A 19719-nucleotide genomic window follows, 5' to 3' on the forward strand; every position below is an offset into this window, starting at 1 on the left:
CACTCCAAGTCGCCGAACTCGATCGACGGCGGCGGACGTTAGATTCTGATCCGATTTGGCAGTGATGCCGTCTCGGAATGGATCCCGGCTCAAGGCCGGGATGACGAAGCGGATATGGCGTGCCTTCAGGACGGCCGTTGATACACTCCTCAGCCACGCAGACCATCCCTTGAAACGCCCGGATCATTCTCCAAAACGATCGCCTGCCCGTGCGGCGTCGCCAGGGCGGCGCGGTGCCAGGCGTCGGTGGTCAGGGCGATCGCCTCGGGGGTGGCGACGCCCTTGGCCACCAGCATCGCCTCCAGCGTCCGGAGCCAGCCGGCATAGTATTGGCTGCCGTCGGACGCCTCCGGCCGAAGACGCGCGAGTTCGGTCGAGAGGGTCGCCGCCCATTCCGGCCAGGTGAACAGGCCGGAAGCGTGGAGGCTGACCACCATGGCAAACGCCTCGGCCTGCCAGGGCGCGGCGAAGACCGGGGCGTCACCTGCGCCGAAGGACGTGTCAGGCCGGTTCAAGATAGCTCTCCCAGGCATCGATGCTGACGCTGAGCGTCGGGTCGCCGTCCCTCCCCCAGAGTTCGGCCGCGGTGAAGACGACGGTGTAGACGCATTGCGGATTCTCGCCCGCGCCGTGCGCATTGCTGTCGGGAAAGACGAAGCCGCCGCGCACCGCTTCGATAGTGCCGGCCTTGCCGACGGCATAGCGCGGCAGCCGCGTATGGCCCTGGGGATGGGCGACGATGGTGCGCACCGCCTGTCCCTCGGCAAAGCGCGGCGGCGAGACCAGCGGCCGGTTGCAGGGCCCGCCCCGCGCCAGCATCGCCGGCACCGCATCAGCGCCCACGACCCGCTTCGGCGCCGTGCCGTCTTGCAGCGCCTGGCCGACCGCCAGCTCTTCGTCGGTGACGAAACCATGGCGCGCGAGCAGGGTTTCCAGCGCCTTGATCCAGATCTCGTAATAGCTGGAGCCATAGTAATCCGCCGGATGCAGGCTCTCGCGCGCATGCCGGCTCTCGTCGATCGTCCAGTGCCCCATGGCGCCGGAGAGAAGCGTCAGGCCGAGTGCGTGCTTTTCCCAGGCGCCGTGGAAGAGCGGTTCGTCCACCTCGGGGGCGACCGGCCCGAAACCCATCTGGCCGCCGAGATCCTGCGGCCCGTTCATGGCTGCCCTGCCCCGGCAAGCCCCGTGCCGATCATCGAATCACGGGTGACGAGCGCGGCCAGTTCGTCTTCGCCGAGGCCCTCGGTATCGGCAGGGCGTTGCGGCACGACGAGATAGCGCAGTTCCGCCGTCGAATCCCAGACCCGGATCATCGTCTCCGCCGGCAGGTCCAGACCGAACTCGCGGAGCACGCCGCGCGGGTCGATCACCGCGCGCGAGCGATAAGCCGGCGCCTTGTACCAGACCGGCGGCAGGCCGAGCACCGACCAGGGGTAGCAGGAGCACAGCGTGCAGACGACGAGATTGTGCGTCTCGGGCGTGTTGAACACCGCCTGCATGTGCTCGCCCTGCCGGCCGGTAAAGCCGAGCGAGGCGATGGCCGTCGTCGCATCCTGCCGCAGCCAGTCGGCGAACTCCGGATCGCTCCAGGCCTTGGCGACCACGGCGGCGCCGTTGCGCGGGCCGACCTTGGTCTCGTAGGTGTCGACGATGACGCCGATCGCCTGGGGATCGATCAGCCCCTTGGCGACGAGGATCGTCTCCAGCGCCCGCACGCGCGCCGCCATGGGATCGAGCTCGTTGTCATGGGCGTGATCGCGGCCATGGTGGTGTCCGTGCGTCATCGCGCCGTCCTCCAGAAGTGTGTCGGCCACCCCTCCGGCTGGCCATTGCAAATCGGCGGCGGGCTGTCAGGCAACGCCGTCGCCTTTGGAGTCCGAGAAAAGATACGTGACATCCTCGAACCGGTCGACCGGGAAGACGTAGAGAACGCGCACGCGGGCGCCAGAGACATTGCGCGATCCGTGCTCGGCCATGCCGGGAATGAACAGGCAGTCGCCCTGGGCGATCTCGCGCTCCATCCCGTCGATCGTCACCAGCGCCCTGCCTTCGAGGACGAAATAGATCTCGTCCGGCGCGTGGCGGTGCGGCGCCAGGAAGCCGCCGGGTTCCAGTGTCGCGATGCCAGCGGTCAGACCCTTGGACGGCGTCAGGCCGGCCGAGATCAGCGTCTGCCAACCGATGACGCCGCGCCCCTCCGGCTCGTTCCACCCTTCCGGGCACAGGCCGCTGTCGGCGACGACGCAGGGCTCGACGCCCGTGATGGCATGGCTCATGTCCGCTTCCCCTGATCCGCCCTCGCATGATCGATCTAGCCACAGATCGGGCCCGGAAGCGACGTCTGTCGAGGCCTTAGCCGGACGGCTCCGCTGGCGCTTAAAGCAGGATCGGGACGACAGTCAGGGCGAGCAGCACGCCCATCAGGATGTTGAACCATTTCAGTCGCGTGGGGTCCGAGAGAAAGCCGCGCAGCGCCACGCCAAAGCCGGCCCAGACCGAGACGCTCGGAAAGTTCACGAGGCCGAAGGCGAAGCCGACGATCAGGACCGAGGTCACAGGACGCTCGGCGCTCGTGTAGGCGCCCATGGCGACCAGTGCCATCGCCCAGGCCTTCGGGTTGACCCACTGGAAAGCGGCGGCCTGCAGAAAAGTCATCGGCACCGCGCCGGCGCGCCCCTCGCCCATGCCGCGCGATGAGCCGATCTTCCAGGCGAGCCAGAGGAGATAGGCCGCGCTGATCCATTTGAGCCCGGTCTCGATGACCGGAAAGCTCAACAGCAACGCGCCGAGGCCAAAGCCGACGCCGAGCAGCAGCGCGACGAAGCCGACCGCGATGCCGAGCATATGCGGGATCGTCCTGACAAAGCCGAAATTCACCCCTGAAGCCAGAAGCATCATGTTGTTGGGCCCCGGCGTCACCGAGGAGACGAAGGCAAAAGTCAGGAGGGCGAGAAAGACGTCGAGCGACATGCGGATTCATCCTGAAAGCCACGGAAATGCGGCGCTGTCGTCGACGCTGCGACGGGGAGGAGCATCCTTGCAGCCTCGCCCGCCTGGTCGCCCCTGACCCGCCCTCCGGGACGACGTATCCCGCGGCCGGCGCAGGCGGGAGGAGCTAAGCCTTAAGGCTACATGCCGTCCTTGCCGCGCGACAGCGCCGCGACGCCGGTGCGGCAGACCTCGACGAGGCCGAGCGGCGCCATCAGGCCGATGAACTGGTCAACCTCCCAGACCCGGCCGGTGATCTCGAAGACGAAATGGCCGACCGAGGCGTCGACGATCGTCGCCCGCAGCGCGTCGGCGAGGCGCAGCGCCTCGGCGCGCTCGTCGCCGGAACAGGCGACCTTGACGATGGCGAGCTCTCGCTCGATCGGGCTGTCCAGCTGGCCGTTGCGGCCGAGCAGCGTGAGGTCGACGACGCGGTGAACCGGCACGATGCGGTCGAGCTGGCTCTTCAGCTGCTCGATGACATGCGGCGCGCCTCTCGTGACGACGGTGATGCGCGACAGGTGCTTGTCGTGCTCGGTCTCCGAAACGGTGAGGCTCTCGATATTGTAGCCGCGGCCGGAGAAAAGGCCGATGACGCGGGCGAGCACGCCCGGCTCGTTGTCGACGAGGAGCGCCAGCGTGCGGGCCTCGGACTTTTCCTTTTCCTCGGTGATGAAATAGGCCGAAGCCGGCGGCTGGACGGGTTTGTTCATGAGGGTCTCGCTTCGGGAAGAGGCCGTTCGGCCTGCGCCGCGGCATGGAGGATCGGCAGGTCAGACGGCGCCGACGCCGCCTCCCTTGCCATCTGCGCATTGAGTCGGGGCGCGGCTCGGGCCAAGATGGCGCTCGAAATACCGCACCGACGTACATCTGAGGAGCCGGTCGACATGGCCAAGACGATGAAACTCACACTGGCGACGTCTTTCGCTCTGCTGCTGTTGTCTTCTGCCGCCAGCGCGGCAATGGCCTGCGGCAGCGCGGAAGAGGGCCTGGTGTTCAGCGAGGTCGTCACCGTCGACGGCAGCGAGGGCGCCTTCCGGCTGATTTGCCGAGAGGGCCGCCTGACCGCAATCCCCGTCGGGACCGACGGCGCGGCCGCCAGCATCGACGGCGGCGGGCCGCCGGTCTCGGTCGAAGGGACGACGCCGCAGCCCGTGGCCCCCGCCGAGAATGCCGGGACGACCGATGCGGAACCGGGCAATGCCAGCGATCCGCACGACACGGGCCTGTATGCCGCCGGCGTCGCCGGCCAGTCACCCGCGGCGACGATGACGCAGTCGGCGGCCGAGGCGCCGACATCGCCCTCCACTCTGCCGCCGCTCGACCAGCGCGGCGACGAGGCGGCCGACAAGCCCGGCGTCTCCGCCGAGGCGGCGGCCGCCGGCCGGGAGGGCGCTACCAAGAGCGAGGAGCGCATCGCGGCGGAAGCGCCGGAAGCTGCGGCTGACGCGCCTTCCCCGGCGGCTTCGCCGGAAATGGTGCGGGTACCCGCCGCCATCGCCGGCGCCGCGCGCAGCGTGCTTCCCGGTATCACCTTCAAGAACGTCGTCCTCTCTCGGGATGGCGCATCGACCATTTATGGCCTCGCCGGTGAAAATCAGGCCGGCCGCGGCGTTGCGGTCGACGTCGATCAGGCTGGCGCCGTGCGGCAGGTCGACCGGCAGATCGGCCTTACCGAAGTGCCGCCGGAAATCCTGAAGCTGGCGCAGGCGGTGCTGCCGGAAGCCACGATCGACAAGGCCGTCATGTCGATCCGGCCGAATTTCCAGAGCTTCTTCGTCCTGTCGGGTCGAGACGCCAGGGCCGAGGATTTCGCCCTCGACATCCGCACCGACGGCCGCAGCCTCGCCTTCATCGACCCGCGCTAGGCGCTCGCCGCCGCCTCCCGGCTAAAGGGAGGCGGCGGCAGGGCCCGGGTCAGACGAGGGCCGCGCCCTTGGCGTCGATCGCCTTGGAGACGGCGTCGTCCGTCGCCTCGTCCGGCAGCATCATCTCGTTGTGTGCCTTGCCCGAGGGGATCATCGGGAAGCAATTGGCGAGATTGGCGACGCGGCAGTCGAAGATCACCGGGCCGGGCGTGTCGATCATCTGCAGGATCGCAGCGTCCAGATCCTCCGGGTGCTCGCAGCGCAGGCCGGTGCCGCCATAGGCCTCGGCGAGCTTGACGAAGTCCGGCAGCGCCTCGGAATAGGAGTTGGACAGCCGGTTGCCGTGCAGCAGCTGCTGCCACTGTCTGACCATCCCCATGTACTGGTTGTTGAGGATGAAGATCTTGATCGGCGCGCCGTGCTGGATGGCGGTCGACATCTCCTGCATCATCATCTGGATCGAGGCGTCGCCGGCGATGTCGATGACCAGCGAATTCGGATGGGCGATCTGGACGCCCAGCGCCGCCGGCAGGCCGTAGCCCATGGTGCCGAGGCCGCCGGACGTCATCCAGCGGTTCGGCTCCTCGAAGCGGTAGAACTGCGCCGCCCACATCTGGTGCTGGCCGACCTCGGTGGTGATGTAGGTGTCGCGGTCCTTGGTCAGCTCGTAGAGCCGCTGGATCGCGTATTGCGGCATGATCACCTTGTCGCCCTGCGCATAGGCCAGGCAGTCGCGGCCGCGCCAGGCGTCGATCTGCTCCCACCAGGCCCGCAGCGGCTCGGCATTGGGCTTGCGCCCCTCCGCCTTCCACAGCCGGATCATGTCCGAGAGGACATGGGCGACGTCGCCGACGATCGGCAGCTGGACATGCACCGTCTTGTTGATCGAGGAGCGGTCGATGTCGATGTGGATCTTCGTCGAGTTCGGCGAGAAGGCATCGAGGCGGCCGGTGATGCGGTCGTCGAAGCGCGCGCCGATGCACAGCATGACGTCGCAGTCGTGCATCGCGAGGTTGGCCTCGTAGGTGCCGTGCATGCCGAGCATGCCGAGCCAGTTGTCGCCTGAGGCGGGATAGGCGCCGAGGCCGAGCAGCGTCGAGGTGATCGGCGCATTGGTGAGCGCGACGAGCTCGCGCAGCAGCCGGCTCGCCTCGGGGCCGGAATTGATGACGCCGCCGCCGGAATAGATGACCGGGCGCTTGGCATTGGCCATCAGTTCGATGGCGGCACGAACCCGGCCCTCGTCGGCATCGAGCTGCGGGCGATAGCTCTCATGGCTCTGGATCGCCGCCGGCGGCGTGTAGGTGCCGGTGGCGAACTGGACGTCCTTAGGAACGTCGACAACGACCGGCCCCGGGCGTCCCGTCGTGGCGACATGGAAAGCCTCGTGCAGGACCCGCGAAAGGTCCTCGACGTCCTTCACCAGCCAGTTGTGCTTGGTGCAGGGCCGGGTGATGCCGACGGTGTCGCATTCCTGGAAGGCATCGGAGCCGATCAGCATGGTCGGGGCCTGGCCGGTGATGCAGACCAGCGGAACGGAGTCGGAGAGCGCGTCCTGCAGCGGCGTGACCATGTTGGTCGCGCCCGGTCCCGAGGTGACGAGGACGACGCCGGGCTTGCCGGTGGAGCGGGCATAGCCTTCCGCCGCATGGCCGGCGCCCTGCTCGTGCCGGACGAGGATGTGCTTGACCGCGTCCTGCTGGAACAGGACGTCGTAGATCGGCAGCACGGCGCCGCCGGGATAGCCGAACAGGTGTTCGACGCCATGGTCTTTCATCGCCTGGACGACCATCTGGGCGCCCGTCATCTTGCGTGGTCCGGCAGTCATCGTCTTCGTCCGTTTCCTAGGAAAGGCTCGCCTCGATCCCGTTCATCCCGGGAAATCCTTGGTGGCGAAGCCATTATGCTGAAAGGGGCTGGAAATCAGGGCAATAAAAAAGGCCCCTGAAGGGCCTTGAGCAGCGTACACGTGGCTTTCGCCGGCCGGTCCTCAGACCGTCTCGCGTGTACGCCGTCCTACTACAATAAGAATCTTGCTCATGATGCGAAGGCTAGTCCGACTTCGCCAAGGCGTCAACGCGAAAAGCGGAAAACCTGTGCTGCACTGCGTCATCCCGTCAGATCGGTGTTGATGCGGCGGTAGCGCGCCTGCGCCAGGGCATAGAGGCCGAAGGCGGCGAGCCCGAGCCCCGTGGCGGCCAGAAACGCCCAGCCATAGCTCCAGCCGGCCATGGCATCCAGCGCCGTCGCGAGCCCCGGCCGGTCGCCCGATGCGTAGGAAGCGGCACCGGTGACGAGCAGGAAGGCGAGCAGGACGAAGGTCAGGCCGCGGGCGACGAGGCCGGCCTGGAAGACGCGCTTCATCCACTGCCGTCCCTCGGGAAGCCGCATGTATTTCTCGAAGCCGGCCTTCACGCCCTTGGCAATATGCGCGGCACCGACGACGGCCATCAGCGCGGCGATGGCGTAGGTGACGATCTGGCCATAGCCGGCGGCGAAGGCCTTTTCCAAAGCCTGGTCGAGGATGCTGTCGCCCTCGGACCGCGCGCCGAGAACGAGCAAGGCGGCAAAAACCGCAAGCGCCCCGTGGGAGAACGCGCTGCCAAGGAGCCCTGCCCTCACCGCCAACCCCTTGGCGTCCGTGCCATGATGGTCGAGGTCGAGACCCGCCTGCAGGAGACGCCAGACGACGAAGGCCGCCAAAGCGAGGACGAGGACGATCATCAGAACGACGCCGCCGGTGCTGCCGAAGACCGTGCGGACGGCATCCTTCGAGTCCATGGTCTGACCCGCCGAATAGGCGGCCTTGAAGGAGAAATAGCCGATCACGAGATAGACGACGCCGCGGGCGACGTAGCCGATGCGGGCGACCCATTCGAGGGCGCCGCTATAACGGTCGATCGTTTCCTTGGCCGCCATCGTCATCCCTGCTCTGCCGCAGACCCCGGAACGGGCCCCGTACCCTCAGAGGAATAGGGCGCCGGCGCGGTTTGGACAGCCCGGCCCCCTGGATCAGGCGGAAATCCGGTTCCGGCCGGCCTGCTTGGCGTTGTAGAGATTGACGTCGGCGCGCTTGACCAGGGTCGCCGGATCCGCGCTGCCGGCGCCCTCCGCGACAGCCAGTCCGACCGACATGGTGATGCGCAGCCGGACATTGCCGACGTCCAGCGCCAGCCGCTCGACCGCCAGGCGCAACCGCTCGGCGAACATCGCCAGCGCCTCGTGGCCCATATTGGGGACGATCACCGCAAACTCCTCGCCACCCAGCCGCGCGACGAAATCGTGATGGCGCGCATGCTCCATCAGGCAGCGCGCGACCGCGCGCAGCACCTCGTCGCCGGCATCGTGGCCATGGGTGTCGTTGATCCCCTTGAAGTGGTCGAGGTCGAGAACCAGCAGGCCGACGGGGCGGCCGATCCGGGTGAACTCCTCCAGATACTGCGCCAGCGCCTCGTCGAAATAGCGGCGGTTGTTGAGACCCGTCAGGCCGTCGGTGAGCGCGGCCAGCTCCATTTCCGAGGTGCGGCGCCTGAGATCGTCGGTGAGGCTGTGCAGCTTGCCATGCTCGCGCGATTGCGCCCGGATCGTCGGCAGGACCGACAGGAGACAAATGGAAAAGGCGGCGACCAGCAGCAACTCGGCGCCCAGGAACAGGATCTGGACATGGGACATCGAAGCGCTGGCGGCATCGGCCGCGACCGAAAGCTGCCGCCCCATCAGGAAAACCATGACGCCGGCGCCGAGGATGGCCAGCAGCAGCAGCACGACAGAAATTTCCGCCCTTCTTGAAGTCATCTGGCCGTCTTTTCCCTGCGCTGCGGCTCAGGGGATAGCGCAGACGATACTTAACCGACCTTAACGGCCGCGATCAAATCGCTGCGATGGATGGGCGAGACCGCTTCGAGCCTCTGCCACTGCGCGTCAAACTGGTGGCGAAACCAGGTATCCTGCCGCTTGGCGTACTGCCGGCTGCGGATGACCGCGCGCTCACGGGCTTCGTCCAGCGAACACTGCCCCGCCAGGTACCGGCCGAGTTCGGCGACCCCGATCGCCTTTCCGGCGGTGCCGGCAAGGGCGCCGGGGATGGCCGCGAAGACTCTTGCCTCTTCCAGCGCGCCCTCCGCCAGCATCATGTCGAATCGCTGCGCGATGTTGGCCCGCAGCACCGCGCGCGGCGGCGTCAGGAGGATCTGCAGCGAGCGGGCCGCGTCGAGGAGCGGCAGGCCGCGCCCCCGCTGCAGCGCCGCCAGGGGCCCGCCGGACGTCTCGACGATCTCCAGCGCTCTGAGAACCCGCTGCGAGTCCCCCGGCCGGATCCGCCCGGCCGCTTCCGGGTCACGCTGCAGGAGTTGCGCGTGCAGGTCTTCGGGCCCCGTGTCGAGCAGTCGCTGGCGCCAGGCGGCACGGATCGCCGGCGGGATCTCCGGCATGTCGTCGATTCCCCCGAGAAGGGCGCGAAAGTAGAGCCCGGTGCCGCCGCAGACGATGGCGATCCGGCCGGCCCGGCGGAGATCGGCCAGCACCTCTCCGGCATCCCGCGCCCAGGCACCGACATTGTAGTTGGTGGCCGGATCGACATGACCGTAGAGCCGGTGCTCGGCCGCAGCCCGATCGGCCTCCGTCGGCTGCGCGCTGAGAATCGCGAGCCCGGCATAGACCTGCATGGAATCGGCGTTCACGACGACGCCGTCGCAGGCCTCTGCCAGCTCGAGCGCCAGCCGCGACTTGCCGCTCGCGGTGGGTCCGGCTATCAGGACCGACTGTATTTTTCCGCTTGCCCGAGACATTGCCCGCCATGGTTGTCGTTACGCTCATCTCCGCCCGCCGGGAAGCCGGCCTCGGCGAAGGCTTCGCCCGTCAGACGGCCACCCGTCTCGGCGGCGAGCTGGTCTGGCTCGAACGCGGCGTCGCCTGCGACATCCACCTCGCCGTCGCGCCGGGCGAATTCGCCCGCCGCGACCTCGAGGAGAGTGCCGCCGAGGCGCGGATCGACTGCGTGGTGCAGGACGCCGCCCGGCGGCGCAAGAAGTTTCTGATCGCCGACATGGATTCGACCATGATCGGCGAGGAGTGCATCGACGAACTGGCCGATGCCGTCGGACTCAAGGACACAGTGGCGGCGATCACCGCGCGGGCGATGAACGGCGAGATCGCCTTCGAGCCGGCCTTGCGCGAACGCGTCGCGCTGCTCGCCGGCCTGCCGGAGCGGATCATCGCCGAGGTCATCGACAGCCGCATCACGCTGGCCGAGGGCGGCCGCGAGCTGGTCGCGACGATGAAGGCGAACGGTGCTCACACCGCCCTCGTCTCCGGCGGCTTCACCGCCTTCACCGCCATCGTCGCCGCCCGTCTCGGCTTCGACGAGACGCGCGCCAATCTCCTCTTGATCGAAGACGGCCACCTGACCGGCAAGGTCGCCGAGCCGATCCTCGGCCGCGAAGCCAAGGTCGATGCGCTGCGGCAGATCGCGGCGGCGCGCGGACTTCAGCCCGGCGACGCGCTGGCGGTCGGCGACGGGGCCAACGATCTCGGTATGATCGGTGTCGCCGGCACCGGCGTCGCCATCCACGCCAAGCCGACCGTCGCGGCCGCGGCGCCCTTCCGTATCGACCACGGCGACCTCACCGCGCTCTTGTTCATGCAAGGCTACGGCGCCGCCGACATCGTCGGATGATCCCGTTCGAGACCGAGAGGCTTCGGGTCCGCCGCTGGGAAGAGCGCGACCGGCCGGCCTTTCACCGTCTCAACAGCGACCCCGAGGTCATGCGTTTCTTTCCGTTTCGCCGTGACCGGGCAGAGTCCGACGCCATGCTCGACCGGCTCAACGCCAGGCTGGACCGTGACGGCATGACTTTCTTTGCGCTGGAAACGAAGGCTGACGGGGCGCTGGTGGGGATGACCGGCCTTGCCCGGCTCGGCCCTGACCTCCCGTTCGCGCCGGGAGTCGAAATCGGCTGGCGGCTTTTTCCGGAAGTCTGGGGCAAGGGCTATGCGACGGAGGCCGCGCGCGCCTGCCTCGATCGGGCCTTCTCCACCGTCGCACCCGATGCGGTCGTCAGCTTCTGCGTTGCCGGCAACCACGCGTCCGAAGCGGTGATGCAGCGCCTGGGTTTCATGCCGGACGGCGAATTCGATCACCCGGCCGTCGACCCGGTCACCCACCCGCACCTCGTTCGCCACAAGCTCTACCGCTTGGCGAGACCCGCCGGCAGATAGACGAGAGCCCCCGGCGGCGCTGTTCCGGCAGGCGATAAGCGGCCGTCGGGGCCCTCGCCGGCAGGTGTCAGTCGATCGGCACGACGACGAAGCGCAGCTCGCCGCTGGCCGAGGCGAGCAGGAGCAGCGCGTTCTTGCGCCCCGACGATTTCAGCTCGGCGATCTTCTTTTCCACGTCGCTGGCCTTGCCGACCTTTTCCTGCGCGACTTCCCGGATTACGGCGCCCGGCTCGATCCCCTTCTCGGCCGCGCTCGACGCCGGATGGACCGCGGTGATCACGACGCCGGCGACGTCCTCGCCGAGCGAATACTTGGTGCGGGCGTCGGCGTCGATATCGCCGATGGTCATGCCAAGGGTCTCGATCTCAGCGGTCTTGGGCGCTCCCGGCGCCTCGGGCGTCGTCGGCGCGGCTTCCGACTCGGTCATCAGCTTCTCGCCGTCCTCGAGCCGGCCGAGCGTGATCTCGACCTGGAGCTCCTGGGTCGGATCGGCGGTGGTCGCCTCCTTGCGCAGGAGTTCGACCTGAACCTTCTTGCCGACCGGGGTTTCGGCGACGATGCGCGGCAGATCGCGCGAGGTCTCGATGTCCTGGCCGTCGAAGGCGACGATCACGTCGCCGACGCGCAGGAGGCCGTTGTCGGAGGGACCGCCGGGGACCACGCCCATGACCAGGGCGCCTCGGGCGGCGGGCAGGCCGAGCCCGGTGGCGATGTCCTCGCTGACTTCCTGGAGTCGGATGCCGAGCCAGCCGCGGCGCGTCTCGCCGAACTCGCGCAGCTGACCGATGACATTGGTGGCGATTTCGGAGGGAATGGAGAAGCCGATGCCGATCGAGCCGCCGGTCGGCGAGATGATCGCGGTGTTGATGCCGACGACGTCGCCGTTCATGTCGAACAGCGGGCCGCCGGAATTGCCGCGGTTGATGGCGGCATCGGTCTGGATGAAGTTGTCGTAGGGCCCGGCATTGATGTTGCGGCCGCGTGCCGAGACGATGCCGACCGTGACCGAGCCGCCGAGGCCGAACGGATTGCCGACAGCCATGACCCAGTCGCCGATCCGCAGCTGCTCGGACTGCCCGAACTTGACCGCCTTCAGCGGCGTGGTCGGCTCGACCTTCAGGACGGCAATGTCGGTCTTGGTGTCGACGCCGACGAGCGTCGCCGTCAGCTTCGAGCCGTCGGCGAAATTCGCGGTGATCTCGTCGGCATCGGCGATGACATGGTTGTTGGTGATGATGATGCCCGAGGGGTCGATGACGAAGCCCGAACCCAGCGACTGCACCTTGCGCGATCCCGAGCCGTTGTCGTCCTTCAGGAGATCGTCGAAGAAATCCTGCAGGGGCGACCCCTCCGGCGCCTCCAGCGGCGGAATGCCGCGGCCGGCGGCCTCGACCGTCTGCGACGTCGAGATGTTGACGACGGCGTCGAGCAGGCCCTCGGCGACGTCGGCGACCGAGGCGGGGCCATGCGACATCGCCCGGGGCGTCGCCGGAATGCCTGTCGCATCGAGCTCGATGGTCGTGGCCGGCGGCACCTGGGGCGCGATGACCTGCCCTTCCGGTGGCGGCTCGATGACCCCCTGAGCGCCGGCGGACAGCATTCCCATCATGACCGTTCCGCCGGCGATGGCAGCGAACGAGATTCGGCGGCGCTGAACGGACATGGCTTTTCCCGTGAATGGACGACTGCAGGGCTGGTGCGGGCAAGACGCCGTCGATCGCGCCCCGTGTCTTCCCGGAGGCAAACGTAAAAAAGAGGCGGAATCAAGCGTATTGCGCGGCGCTGATGCGAAGGTGATGGCGGCGCACAATAAAAGGGGGGCGCCGATCAGATCGGCGCCCCCTTCGTTTGGCCGGCGTAGCGACGCCGCCCGTACCGCTTTACTGAGTCGGTGTAGGCGTTGCGGCAGGAGCCTCTGCCGGCGCGTCGGCCGGTGTCCCTGCCGGTGCGGGTTCCGCGGCAGCCGGTGCGGCGTTAGGCGCCGCGGGCGCGGCGTCGGGCGCCGCCGGGGCGGGCGTCGCCGCCTCCCCCGCGCCCTGAACCGGTGCCGCCGGCGCCGTTCCGGCGACGGAGGATGTGGCGCCGCCGATGCCGTCGTTCTTGAAGTACCGGAAGAAGTCCGAGTTCGGGCTCAGCACCATCGACGGCCCGTCGGTTCCCAGAGCGTTCTGGTAGGCCTGCATCGAGCGGTAGAACTCGAAGAACTCCTGGTTCCGGCCGTAGACGCCAGCCAGGGTCGCATTGCGCAGCGCCTGGCCCTCGCCCTGCAGGACCGCGGCGTCGCGACGCGCGCCGGCCACCAGTTCGGAAGCCTCGCGCTCGGTCGTCGCCCGGATCTGCCGGGCCTGAACCTGGCCCTCGGCGCGCAGCCGCTCGGCTTCCGTCAGACGCTCGGCAGCCATGCGGCTATAGGTGTTTTCCGACACTTCCGACGTCAGATCGGTCCGGCTGATGCGGATGTCTTCCAGGCTGATGCCGAGAGCGGCGGCTTCGGGGCGCACCTGATCGCGGATTTCCACCATCATTTCCGCCCGCGCCGCCGACAGCGCGGCGTCGAAGCTGCGCTGACCGTAGGTGGCGCGAATGGCCGAGTTGAAGCGGGTCAGAAGCCGCTGCTCGGCGACCTCGAGGCTACCGCCCTGGACGCCGTTGCGGAATTTCCGGGCGTCCTCGATCCGGTAGACCATGAAGGCGTCGACGACGTAACGGGCGCCACCGGAGACCTGGACTTCCAGATCGATGATGTCCGAGCGCAGGAGGCGGTCGGGGAGCATCTGCACCGAGTCGGCGTTGGCGAAGGTAAAGGGCAGCTTCACATAAAGGCCGGGCTCGGTGACGACGCGCTGGATCTGACCGAAACGGAGGACGACCGCCTGTTCGCGTTCGTTGACGACGAAAAGCGAGTTCCAGATGAAGAAAAGGGCGGCGACGGCGACGATCAGCACCGCATAGAAACGCTGGCTCATCAGTTGGTCCCCTGGATGGTCGCGGGCGAAGCCGGAATGGTGTTGCCGGTCTGGCCGGCCGGCCGAGCGGGCGTGGCGGCGTTCGGCGCCGCCGGCGTCTGCAGGCTGCCCAGCGGCAGATAGGGAACGACACCCTGCTGGCCGACGCTGCCGTCGACGAGCACCTTCTTGGAATCGCCGTAGACGCTTTCCATGGTCTCGAGGAACAGCCGCTTGCGGGTCACCTCCGGGGCTTTCTCATATTCGTCGAGAATGTCGGTGAAGCGCTGCGACTCGCCGTTGGCGTCCTGGATCAGCCGGTTCTTCTCGGCCGCCGCGTCTTCGCGGATCTGCAGCGCCTCGCCGCGGGCGCGGCCGAGCTGCTGGTTGCGATAGAGGCTGGCCTCCTCGACGAACCGGATCTGGTCCTGTCCGGCGCGCTGCACTTCCTCGAAGGCGGTCGCGACCTGCTGCGGCGGGGCCGCATCCTCGATCGAGACGCCGGAAATGCGGATGCCCGAACCATAGCGGTCGAGGGCGTCCTGGATGATGGCACGCACCGATTCGGCGATGCCGGCGCGGTTGTCGCGGAACACCTCGTCCACCGGACGACGGCCGACGACTTCGCGCATGGCGCTCTCCGACACTTGGCGCAGCATGCCCTGGGGGTCGTCGACGTTGAAGAGATAATCCTGGGGCTTGTCGATGCGGTAGAGCACCGAGAACTGCACGTTGACGATGTTCTGGTCGCCCGAGAGCATCAGGCCGGGGGAGTTCCCGCCCGCGGAGTCGGTCCCGGTGCGGCCGATGGCCAGCTGGTTCTCGACCGCGGGCACGGTGGCGAAGGTCTCGAGCGGCCAGAGGGTGAAGTTCAGTCCCTCATTGGCCAGCTGCTCGCGCGGCTTGCCGAGAAACACCTTCACGCCGTACTCGCCGGGCTGCACCATGTGGATGGCATTGAATGCCCAGATCACGGCGAAAAGCACCAGGAGCAGACCGCCGAGGGCCAGGCCGCCGCCGCTGCCGCCGGCACCCGCACCGGGTCCGCCGCGACCGCCGCCGCCGCCACCGGGAATGGCACGCCGCAGCCGGTCCTGGCCGCGTTTCAGGATCTCTTCCAGATCGGGTGACTTGTTACCGGGGCGCTGGCCCTGTGGTCCCTGCCCCCAAGGTCCGCCACCATTGCCGCCGCCGCTTTTCCAGCCTCCGCCGCCACCCGTCTGATTACTCCAGGGCATGCATGTCCTCTCGCCTGATATGAATTACGCGGGAAAAGGCCACGCGTCGCGCTCGCTCCCGGACCTTTTATAAGAATTGGGTGGCCGGCTTTCAACGCGCCCGCGCCATTTAGGCGCGGCGTCGCGGCGATCGGGGCTAATTTGAGGCGTTATGGGTAACGCCGGCCGCGCCGATCGGTTCATCGCCGCTCGTCGGCATCGATCTCATCGCCTGTCGTAGGTCACGAAGCGGCTGGCGGCGCTGTCCCGCTCGCCGGCCGCCACCGTTTCCTCCGCCACGATCCGCCAGGCCTGCGGATCGATGACGGGAAACCGCGCGTCCCCCTCCGGCTCCGCCTCGACATGCGTCACGTAGAGCCGCTCGATCTGCGGCAGGAACAGGGCGTAGATCTCGGCGCCGCCGGCGATCACGATCTCCTCGGCGCCGCGGCCCTCTGCCAATTTGCCAGCGATGGCCAGCGCGTCCTCCGGCGAGGGCGCCAGCACGGCGCCGGGCAGCGGCAGCACGGCTGCCCGGGTCAGGACGACGGAGTCCCGCCCGTCGAGCACGCGGCCGATCGCTTCCAGCGTCTTGCGGCCCATGATCATCGGCTTGCCCATGGTCAGCCGGCGGTAGCGCCGGAGGTCCGTCGACAGCGACCAGGGCATGGTGCCGTCCCGGCCGATCACCCGGTTCGCGGCCATGGCGACGACGGCGACCAGCCGGGTCATGCGTCGTCCCGCGCCATGGCGCGCGCCAGCGCGGGCCGGGCCTGCATGCGGTCGAGATGCGCCCTCAGAACATCGAGATCGGGCATGGCCGATGCCGCCCACTGCATGACGCTGGCCAGGAGGATGTCGGCGGCCGAGACCGTCGGCCCCAGGAGGTAGTCCTGCTGCGACAGGGTCGTGCTGAGCCGATCGACCATCTCCTCGTAGAGCCGGCCGAAAGGCGTGCCGGGCTTGGCGGCATCGAGGAAATGCGCGGTCACGGCCGGTTCGATCACGCCGGCATAATAGGCGAGCCAGGTCAGATAGGCCGCCCTTTCGGGATGGCCGATCGCCCGCCCCATCTCCGAGCCCGGAAAGAGATCGGTGAGATACAGCACCACGGCGCTGGATTCGGAGACCACGGCGCCGTCGTGGAGGATCGCCGGCACCTGGCCGGCCGGATGCGGATTGCCCGGATCGCGCTCGCCCGACCCGTCCATGCGCCGGATCGACACGCGGCGAACCTCGCAGTCCGCCCCCAGCTCCTCCAGCAGCCACAGAATGCGGCTGGATCGGGACCGCGGCGCGTGAAAAAGTGTCAGCATATTCCCTCCCGAGAAGGGCTCAGCCCCCTTCTTGTCATGGCGTCGCGCCGTCCGGCCTCGTCACACGGCGATCGGCGCCCGGATATGGTCGTGCGCCGCATAGTCCTCCACCGCGATGTCCTCGAAGCGGAAGGCGAAGAGATCGGTGACGACCGGGTTGAGACGAAGCGTCGGCAGCGGCAGCGGCTCGCGCGACAGCTGCAGGCGCGCCTGTTCGATATGATTGGCGTAGAGATGGGCGTCGCCGAGGGTGTGCACGAAATCGCCGGCCTCAAGCCCCGTCGCCTGCGCCACCATCGCCGTCAGCAGCGCATAGGAGGCGATGTTGAAGGGCACGCCGAGAAAGATGTCGGCCGAGCGTTGGTAGAGCTGGCAGGACAGGCGGCCATCGGCGACGTAGAACTGGAACAGGCAGTGGCAGGGCGGCAGCGCCATCTCGTCGACCAGCGCCGGATTCCAGGCCGAGACGATCAGCCGGCGCGAGTTCGGATTCTTCCGGATCTCCCGCACCACCTCGGCGATCTGGTCGATGTGGCCGCCCTGATAGTCCGGCCAGGAGCGCCACTGCGCCCCGTAGACCGGCCCGAGCTCGCCCTTCTCGTCGGCCCAGTCGTCCCAGATCCTGACGCCATTGGCGTTGAGATAGGCGATGTTGGTATCGCCCTTCAGGAACCACAAAAGCTCGTGCACGATCGAGCGGATGTGCAGCTTCTTGGTGGTGACGAGCGGGAACCCCTTCGACAGGTCGAAGCGCATCTGGTGGCCGAAGACCGAGCGTGTCCCGGTCCCGGTCCGGTCGCCCTTGTCGACGCCCTCGCTGAGGACGCGATCGATGAGATCCAGATAGGCGCGCATCAAAACCTCGAAAGTTCGTGCCGGCTCCCCGCCTGGCGGCAGCGCCGCCTTTGGCATCGAAAGCCGATCGTCAGTCTAGCGCTTTATGCGATTCGGTTCGCCAGCGCATCCGATGCGGCGACAAAGGATTGTCCCCGCGCGCTGCGCAGGCGGGAGGGCGAAAGAAGCCGCCTCGCCCTCCCACCGCCTAAAGCTTGCGCGACCTGTCCGGATCGGCGGGCGGATCCGAGCCTATTGGTCTTCAACGAGCCAGCGCCGCCTCAGAGTTCCTGGACGCGCTTGATCTGATAGGTGTGCATGGCGCCGCCGTGGCTGACCGAGACATATTCCCCCGGCACGAAGCGTTCGGCCCCGAGACGAAAGCCGATCTCGTCGTCGTCGCGCCCTTCGGCATAGTCGAAGTACCAGGTGCCGCCCGGCTTGCGGCGCAGGCGGCCGATCTGGTCGGTGACGCCGTCGTGGAATCGCCGGACGCGGCAGGCGCCCTGATGCGCCTTCCATTCCACGGGATCCAGATGACCCTCGGCGTCGAGCGGCACCAGAAGGTCGTAGCCCTGATCGGCGTCGCCTTCCGGATGGCCCGGCTCGCGCGCCAGTTCCAGCCGGACATGGCGGAAGGCGGGGGTGAGGTCGGCTTCGGGGTGGGCGGTCATGGTCATTTTCTCTCTTTCTGCTCGTTCCGGCTGATCCTAGGCCGGCGGCCCGGCCCTGCCCTTGACACCGATCAAGCCCATGCGGTCGCGCCGGGCCCGTCGACGCAGCGAGACCGATGGCGGGGGCGTTGCATCGTCCTTCGATCAGGCCCTTGTCGCGGCATGGCTGTTTTCGAAACGACGGTCCCGTCTCAGGGGCACACGGTTTGGGCCGCCCTGTCCCGGCTCAGCGTCCGGACGCTCGCGCGCATCCGCGCGGCGGATTCGGCGGCGACGAGGGCGTGCGCCTCGGCGCAGCGGGCGAGTTCATCGACATAGTCGACGACGACCGCCTCGACGTAATCCTGGCCGATCGCCAGTGCCTCGCCGGCCGGACAGCGTTCCGCCAGGGCCAAGGGCAGGCGACTGGCGGCTTCGCATCGCCGTGTCAGGAAGGAGGCGCGCTGCGTCTGCGCCTTCGCCGCGGCGCTCCACCAGAGCAGCTGGAGCGAGACGATCAGGTCCATCGCATCCCCCAGCCCACCTGCAAACGGCATGGCCGGAAGCGTCGAGGCGGGACGGGTCTCAGGGGGCTGGATCGACATCGTGGTTCTCCTTTGCAAGGGGATGGATCTGTCGCACCGCGGTCCGAAAGACCGCGCGGTCACCGGCCTTGGCGACGGGGATCGCCGGCCCCGGGCTTGGCGCCTTCCGGCGCCGCGCGCCTCGGCAAAGACGCGCCGGCTTACCGCGCCAGGAGCACCGGCACCGGGCTTTCCTGGAGGAGATCCCTCGTCGCGCCGCCAAAGATCCGCTCCCTGAAACGCGAATGGCCATAGGCGCCCGCCACGATCAGATCGGCGCCGAGAATGACGGCCTCGTTGATCAGCCCCTCGCCGGGCCGGCGCCATTTCGGCAGATGGCGGATCTCGACGGTCACGCCGTGCCGGGCCAGATGCCGGGCCATGGCCGCCGCCGGCTCGCGGTGTTGCTCCTCCTCGGAGCCATCCTCCAGAACCGAGACGAGGTGAACGATATCGGCCGCCGCCAGGAAGGGGCGCGCGGCGGCGATCGCCCGCGCGCACTCGGCGGAATCGCGCCAGCCGATGAGGATCGTCTTGGGCGCGCCGGCGGCAGCCGCTTCGGGCGGCGCCACGAGAACCGTGCTGCTCGCATTGAAGAGCACCGCTTCCAGATATTGCAGGGCGAGCCCGCCCTCGTCGAAGGGCCGGCCGTAGACGAAGACGTCGCTCGTCCGAGCCAGGCCCGCCGCCGCCCGCATCAGTCCGGCCAGCATGTCGTCGCAGCGCTGAATCTCCCAGGGCACCGCCAGAAGGTCCAGCCGTGTACGCAGGCGCTGCTCGATTTCGGCGCCGATCCGGCGGCCATCCTCGAACAGTTCGCTGACGATCCAGGCACTCCCCGCCTCCGCCGTGATCGGCGGATCGGGGATGTAGTTGGTCTGGAAGGCGGTCAGATGCGCGCCGGCGGCGACGGCGAGCGCCTCGGCATAGGCGATCCGCGACTCGTCGCCGGCCGATCCGTCGACATGGACGGCGACGTCGGCGATGCCGGCGAGGCGCCGCTCGGCGAGGCTTCGCTCCGACGTTCCCGGCGGAGTGGCAAGCGGGGTGGCAGGCGGGCTGCCGGCGGATGCAAGGGGTGCGTCCAGATTCATCTTG

Annotated in this window: 22 protein-coding genes; 3 read left to right on the forward strand and 19 right to left on the reverse strand. The window is 68.2% G+C overall.

The window, feature by feature from the left end; translation table 11 throughout:
- Positions 1-149: 149 nt before the first annotated feature.
- The 6 genes from IEX88_RS11885 to ilvN form a co-directional block, all read right to left on the reverse strand.
- Positions 150-515 (reverse strand): nitrile hydratase accessory protein, encoded by a 366-nt coding sequence (locus IEX88_RS11885; protein ID WP_244640099.1) that lies wholly within the window; start codon positions 513-515, stop codon positions 150-152.
- Positions 502-1161, reverse strand: coding sequence for a nitrile hydratase subunit beta (gene nthB / locus IEX88_RS11890; protein WP_188850847.1), 660 nt, complete (start codon positions 1159-1161; stop codon positions 502-504). The genes IEX88_RS11885 and nthB overlap by 14 nt, the downstream gene beginning before the upstream one ends.
- Entirely contained in the window at positions 1158-1784 is a 627-nt protein-coding gene (gene nthA / locus IEX88_RS11895; RefSeq protein WP_188850848.1) for a nitrile hydratase subunit alpha, read from the reverse strand. The genes nthB and nthA overlap by 4 nt, the downstream gene beginning before the upstream one ends.
- Positions 1785-1850: 66 nt before the next feature.
- Entirely contained in the window at positions 1851-2276 is a 426-nt protein-coding gene (locus IEX88_RS11900; RefSeq protein WP_188850849.1) for a cupin domain-containing protein, read from the reverse strand.
- Positions 2277-2376: 100 nt separating this feature from the next.
- The gene (locus IEX88_RS11905; RefSeq protein WP_188850850.1) at positions 2377-2970 is read right to left on the reverse strand and encodes a LysE family translocator; all 594 of its coding nucleotides are present in this window, start codon (positions 2968-2970) and stop codon (positions 2377-2379) included.
- A 158-nt stretch (positions 2971-3128) separates the two neighbouring features.
- Positions 3129-3701, reverse strand: a complete 573-nt coding sequence (gene ilvN / locus IEX88_RS11910; RefSeq protein WP_188850851.1) for an acetolactate synthase small subunit — start codon at positions 3699-3701, stop codon at positions 3129-3131.
- A gap of 174 nt (positions 3702-3875) precedes the next feature.
- Between ilvN and IEX88_RS11915 the strand changes: the two genes are divergently transcribed.
- Positions 3876-4856 (forward strand): hypothetical protein, encoded by a 981-nt coding sequence (locus tag IEX88_RS11915; protein WP_188850852.1) that lies wholly within the window; start codon positions 3876-3878, stop codon positions 4854-4856.
- A 49-nt stretch (positions 4857-4905) separates the two neighbouring features.
- Here IEX88_RS11915 and IEX88_RS11920 read toward each other — a convergent pair whose 3' ends face one another.
- The 4 genes from IEX88_RS11920 to miaA all read right to left on the reverse strand — a co-directional run bounded on the left by IEX88_RS11920 (position 4906) and on the right by miaA (position 9643).
- Positions 4906-6684, reverse strand: a complete 1779-nt coding sequence (locus tag IEX88_RS11920) for an acetolactate synthase 3 large subunit (RefSeq protein WP_188850853.1) — start codon at positions 6682-6684, stop codon at positions 4906-4908.
- Between the two features lie 281 nt (positions 6685-6965).
- The gene (locus IEX88_RS11925; protein ID WP_188850854.1) at positions 6966-7775 is read right to left on the reverse strand and encodes a DUF1206 domain-containing protein; all 810 of its coding nucleotides are present in this window, start codon (positions 7773-7775) and stop codon (positions 6966-6968) included.
- Positions 7776-7868: 93 nt separating this feature from the next.
- On the reverse strand, positions 7869-8651 hold the full coding sequence (locus tag IEX88_RS11930) for a GGDEF domain-containing protein (RefSeq protein WP_188850855.1): 783 nt from the start codon (positions 8649-8651) through the stop codon (positions 7869-7871).
- Positions 8652-8701: 50 nt separating this feature from the next.
- Positions 8702-9643, reverse strand: coding sequence for a tRNA (adenosine(37)-N6)-dimethylallyltransferase MiaA (miaA, locus tag IEX88_RS11935; protein ID WP_188850856.1), 942 nt, complete (start codon positions 9641-9643; stop codon positions 8702-8704).
- A gap of 8 nt (positions 9644-9651) precedes the next feature.
- Here miaA and serB point away from each other — a divergent pair, with 8 nt between their 5' ends.
- A complete protein-coding gene (gene serB / locus IEX88_RS11940) occupies positions 9652-10530 on the forward strand; it encodes a phosphoserine phosphatase SerB (RefSeq protein WP_188850857.1) in 879 nt (292 codons plus the stop codon).
- Entirely contained in the window at positions 10527-11072 is a 546-nt protein-coding gene (locus IEX88_RS11945; protein ID WP_188850858.1) for a GNAT family N-acetyltransferase, read from the forward strand. The genes serB and IEX88_RS11945 overlap by 4 nt, the downstream gene beginning before the upstream one ends.
- Positions 11073-11139: 67 nt before the next feature.
- On the opposite strand, the gene IEX88_RS11950 is transcribed toward IEX88_RS11945, so the two are convergent.
- The 9 genes from IEX88_RS11950 to IEX88_RS11990 form a co-directional block, all read right to left on the reverse strand.
- Positions 11140-12681 carry a Do family serine endopeptidase gene (locus IEX88_RS11950; RefSeq protein WP_444542186.1) on the reverse strand — a complete coding sequence of 514 codons (1542 nt, stop codon included), beginning with the start codon at positions 12679-12681 and terminating at the stop codon, positions 11140-11142.
- A gap of 271 nt (positions 12682-12952) precedes the next feature.
- Positions 12953-14038 (reverse strand): protease modulator HflC, encoded by a 1086-nt coding sequence (hflC, locus tag IEX88_RS11955; protein ID WP_188850860.1) that lies wholly within the window; start codon positions 14036-14038, stop codon positions 12953-12955.
- Positions 14038-15255, reverse strand: a complete 1218-nt coding sequence (gene hflK / locus IEX88_RS11960) for an FtsH protease activity modulator HflK (RefSeq protein WP_188850861.1) — start codon at positions 15253-15255, stop codon at positions 14038-14040. Before hflK ends, hflC begins: the two co-directional genes overlap by 1 nt.
- Positions 15256-15459: 204 nt before the next feature.
- Positions 15460-15966 (reverse strand): dihydrofolate reductase, encoded by a 507-nt coding sequence (locus IEX88_RS11965; RefSeq protein ID WP_188850862.1) that lies wholly within the window; start codon positions 15964-15966, stop codon positions 15460-15462.
- The gene (locus IEX88_RS11970) at positions 15963-16550 is read right to left on the reverse strand and encodes a glutathione S-transferase family protein (RefSeq protein ID WP_188850863.1); all 588 of its coding nucleotides are present in this window, start codon (positions 16548-16550) and stop codon (positions 15963-15965) included. The genes IEX88_RS11965 and IEX88_RS11970 overlap by 4 nt, the downstream gene beginning before the upstream one ends.
- Positions 16551-16610: 60 nt before the next feature.
- Complete coding sequence (locus tag IEX88_RS11975) at positions 16611-17405, reverse strand: thymidylate synthase (RefSeq protein WP_188850864.1); 795 nt, start codon at positions 17403-17405, stop codon at positions 16611-16613.
- Between the two features lie 260 nt (positions 17406-17665).
- Complete coding sequence (locus IEX88_RS11980) at positions 17666-18064, reverse strand: DUF995 domain-containing protein (protein WP_244640102.1); 399 nt, start codon at positions 18062-18064, stop codon at positions 17666-17668.
- Between the two features lie 185 nt (positions 18065-18249).
- The gene (locus tag IEX88_RS11985; protein ID WP_188850865.1) at positions 18250-18642 is read right to left on the reverse strand and encodes a hypothetical protein; all 393 of its coding nucleotides are present in this window, start codon (positions 18640-18642) and stop codon (positions 18250-18252) included.
- A gap of 140 nt (positions 18643-18782) precedes the next feature.
- Complete coding sequence (locus tag IEX88_RS11990) at positions 18783-19715, reverse strand: universal stress protein (RefSeq protein ID WP_188850866.1); 933 nt, start codon at positions 19713-19715, stop codon at positions 18783-18785.
- Positions 19716-19719: the final 4 nt, after the last annotated feature.

The organism is Aureimonas glaciei (genome assembly GCF_014643375.1).
Classification (GTDB): domain Bacteria; phylum Pseudomonadota; class Alphaproteobacteria; order Rhizobiales; family Rhizobiaceae; genus Plantimonas; species Plantimonas glaciei.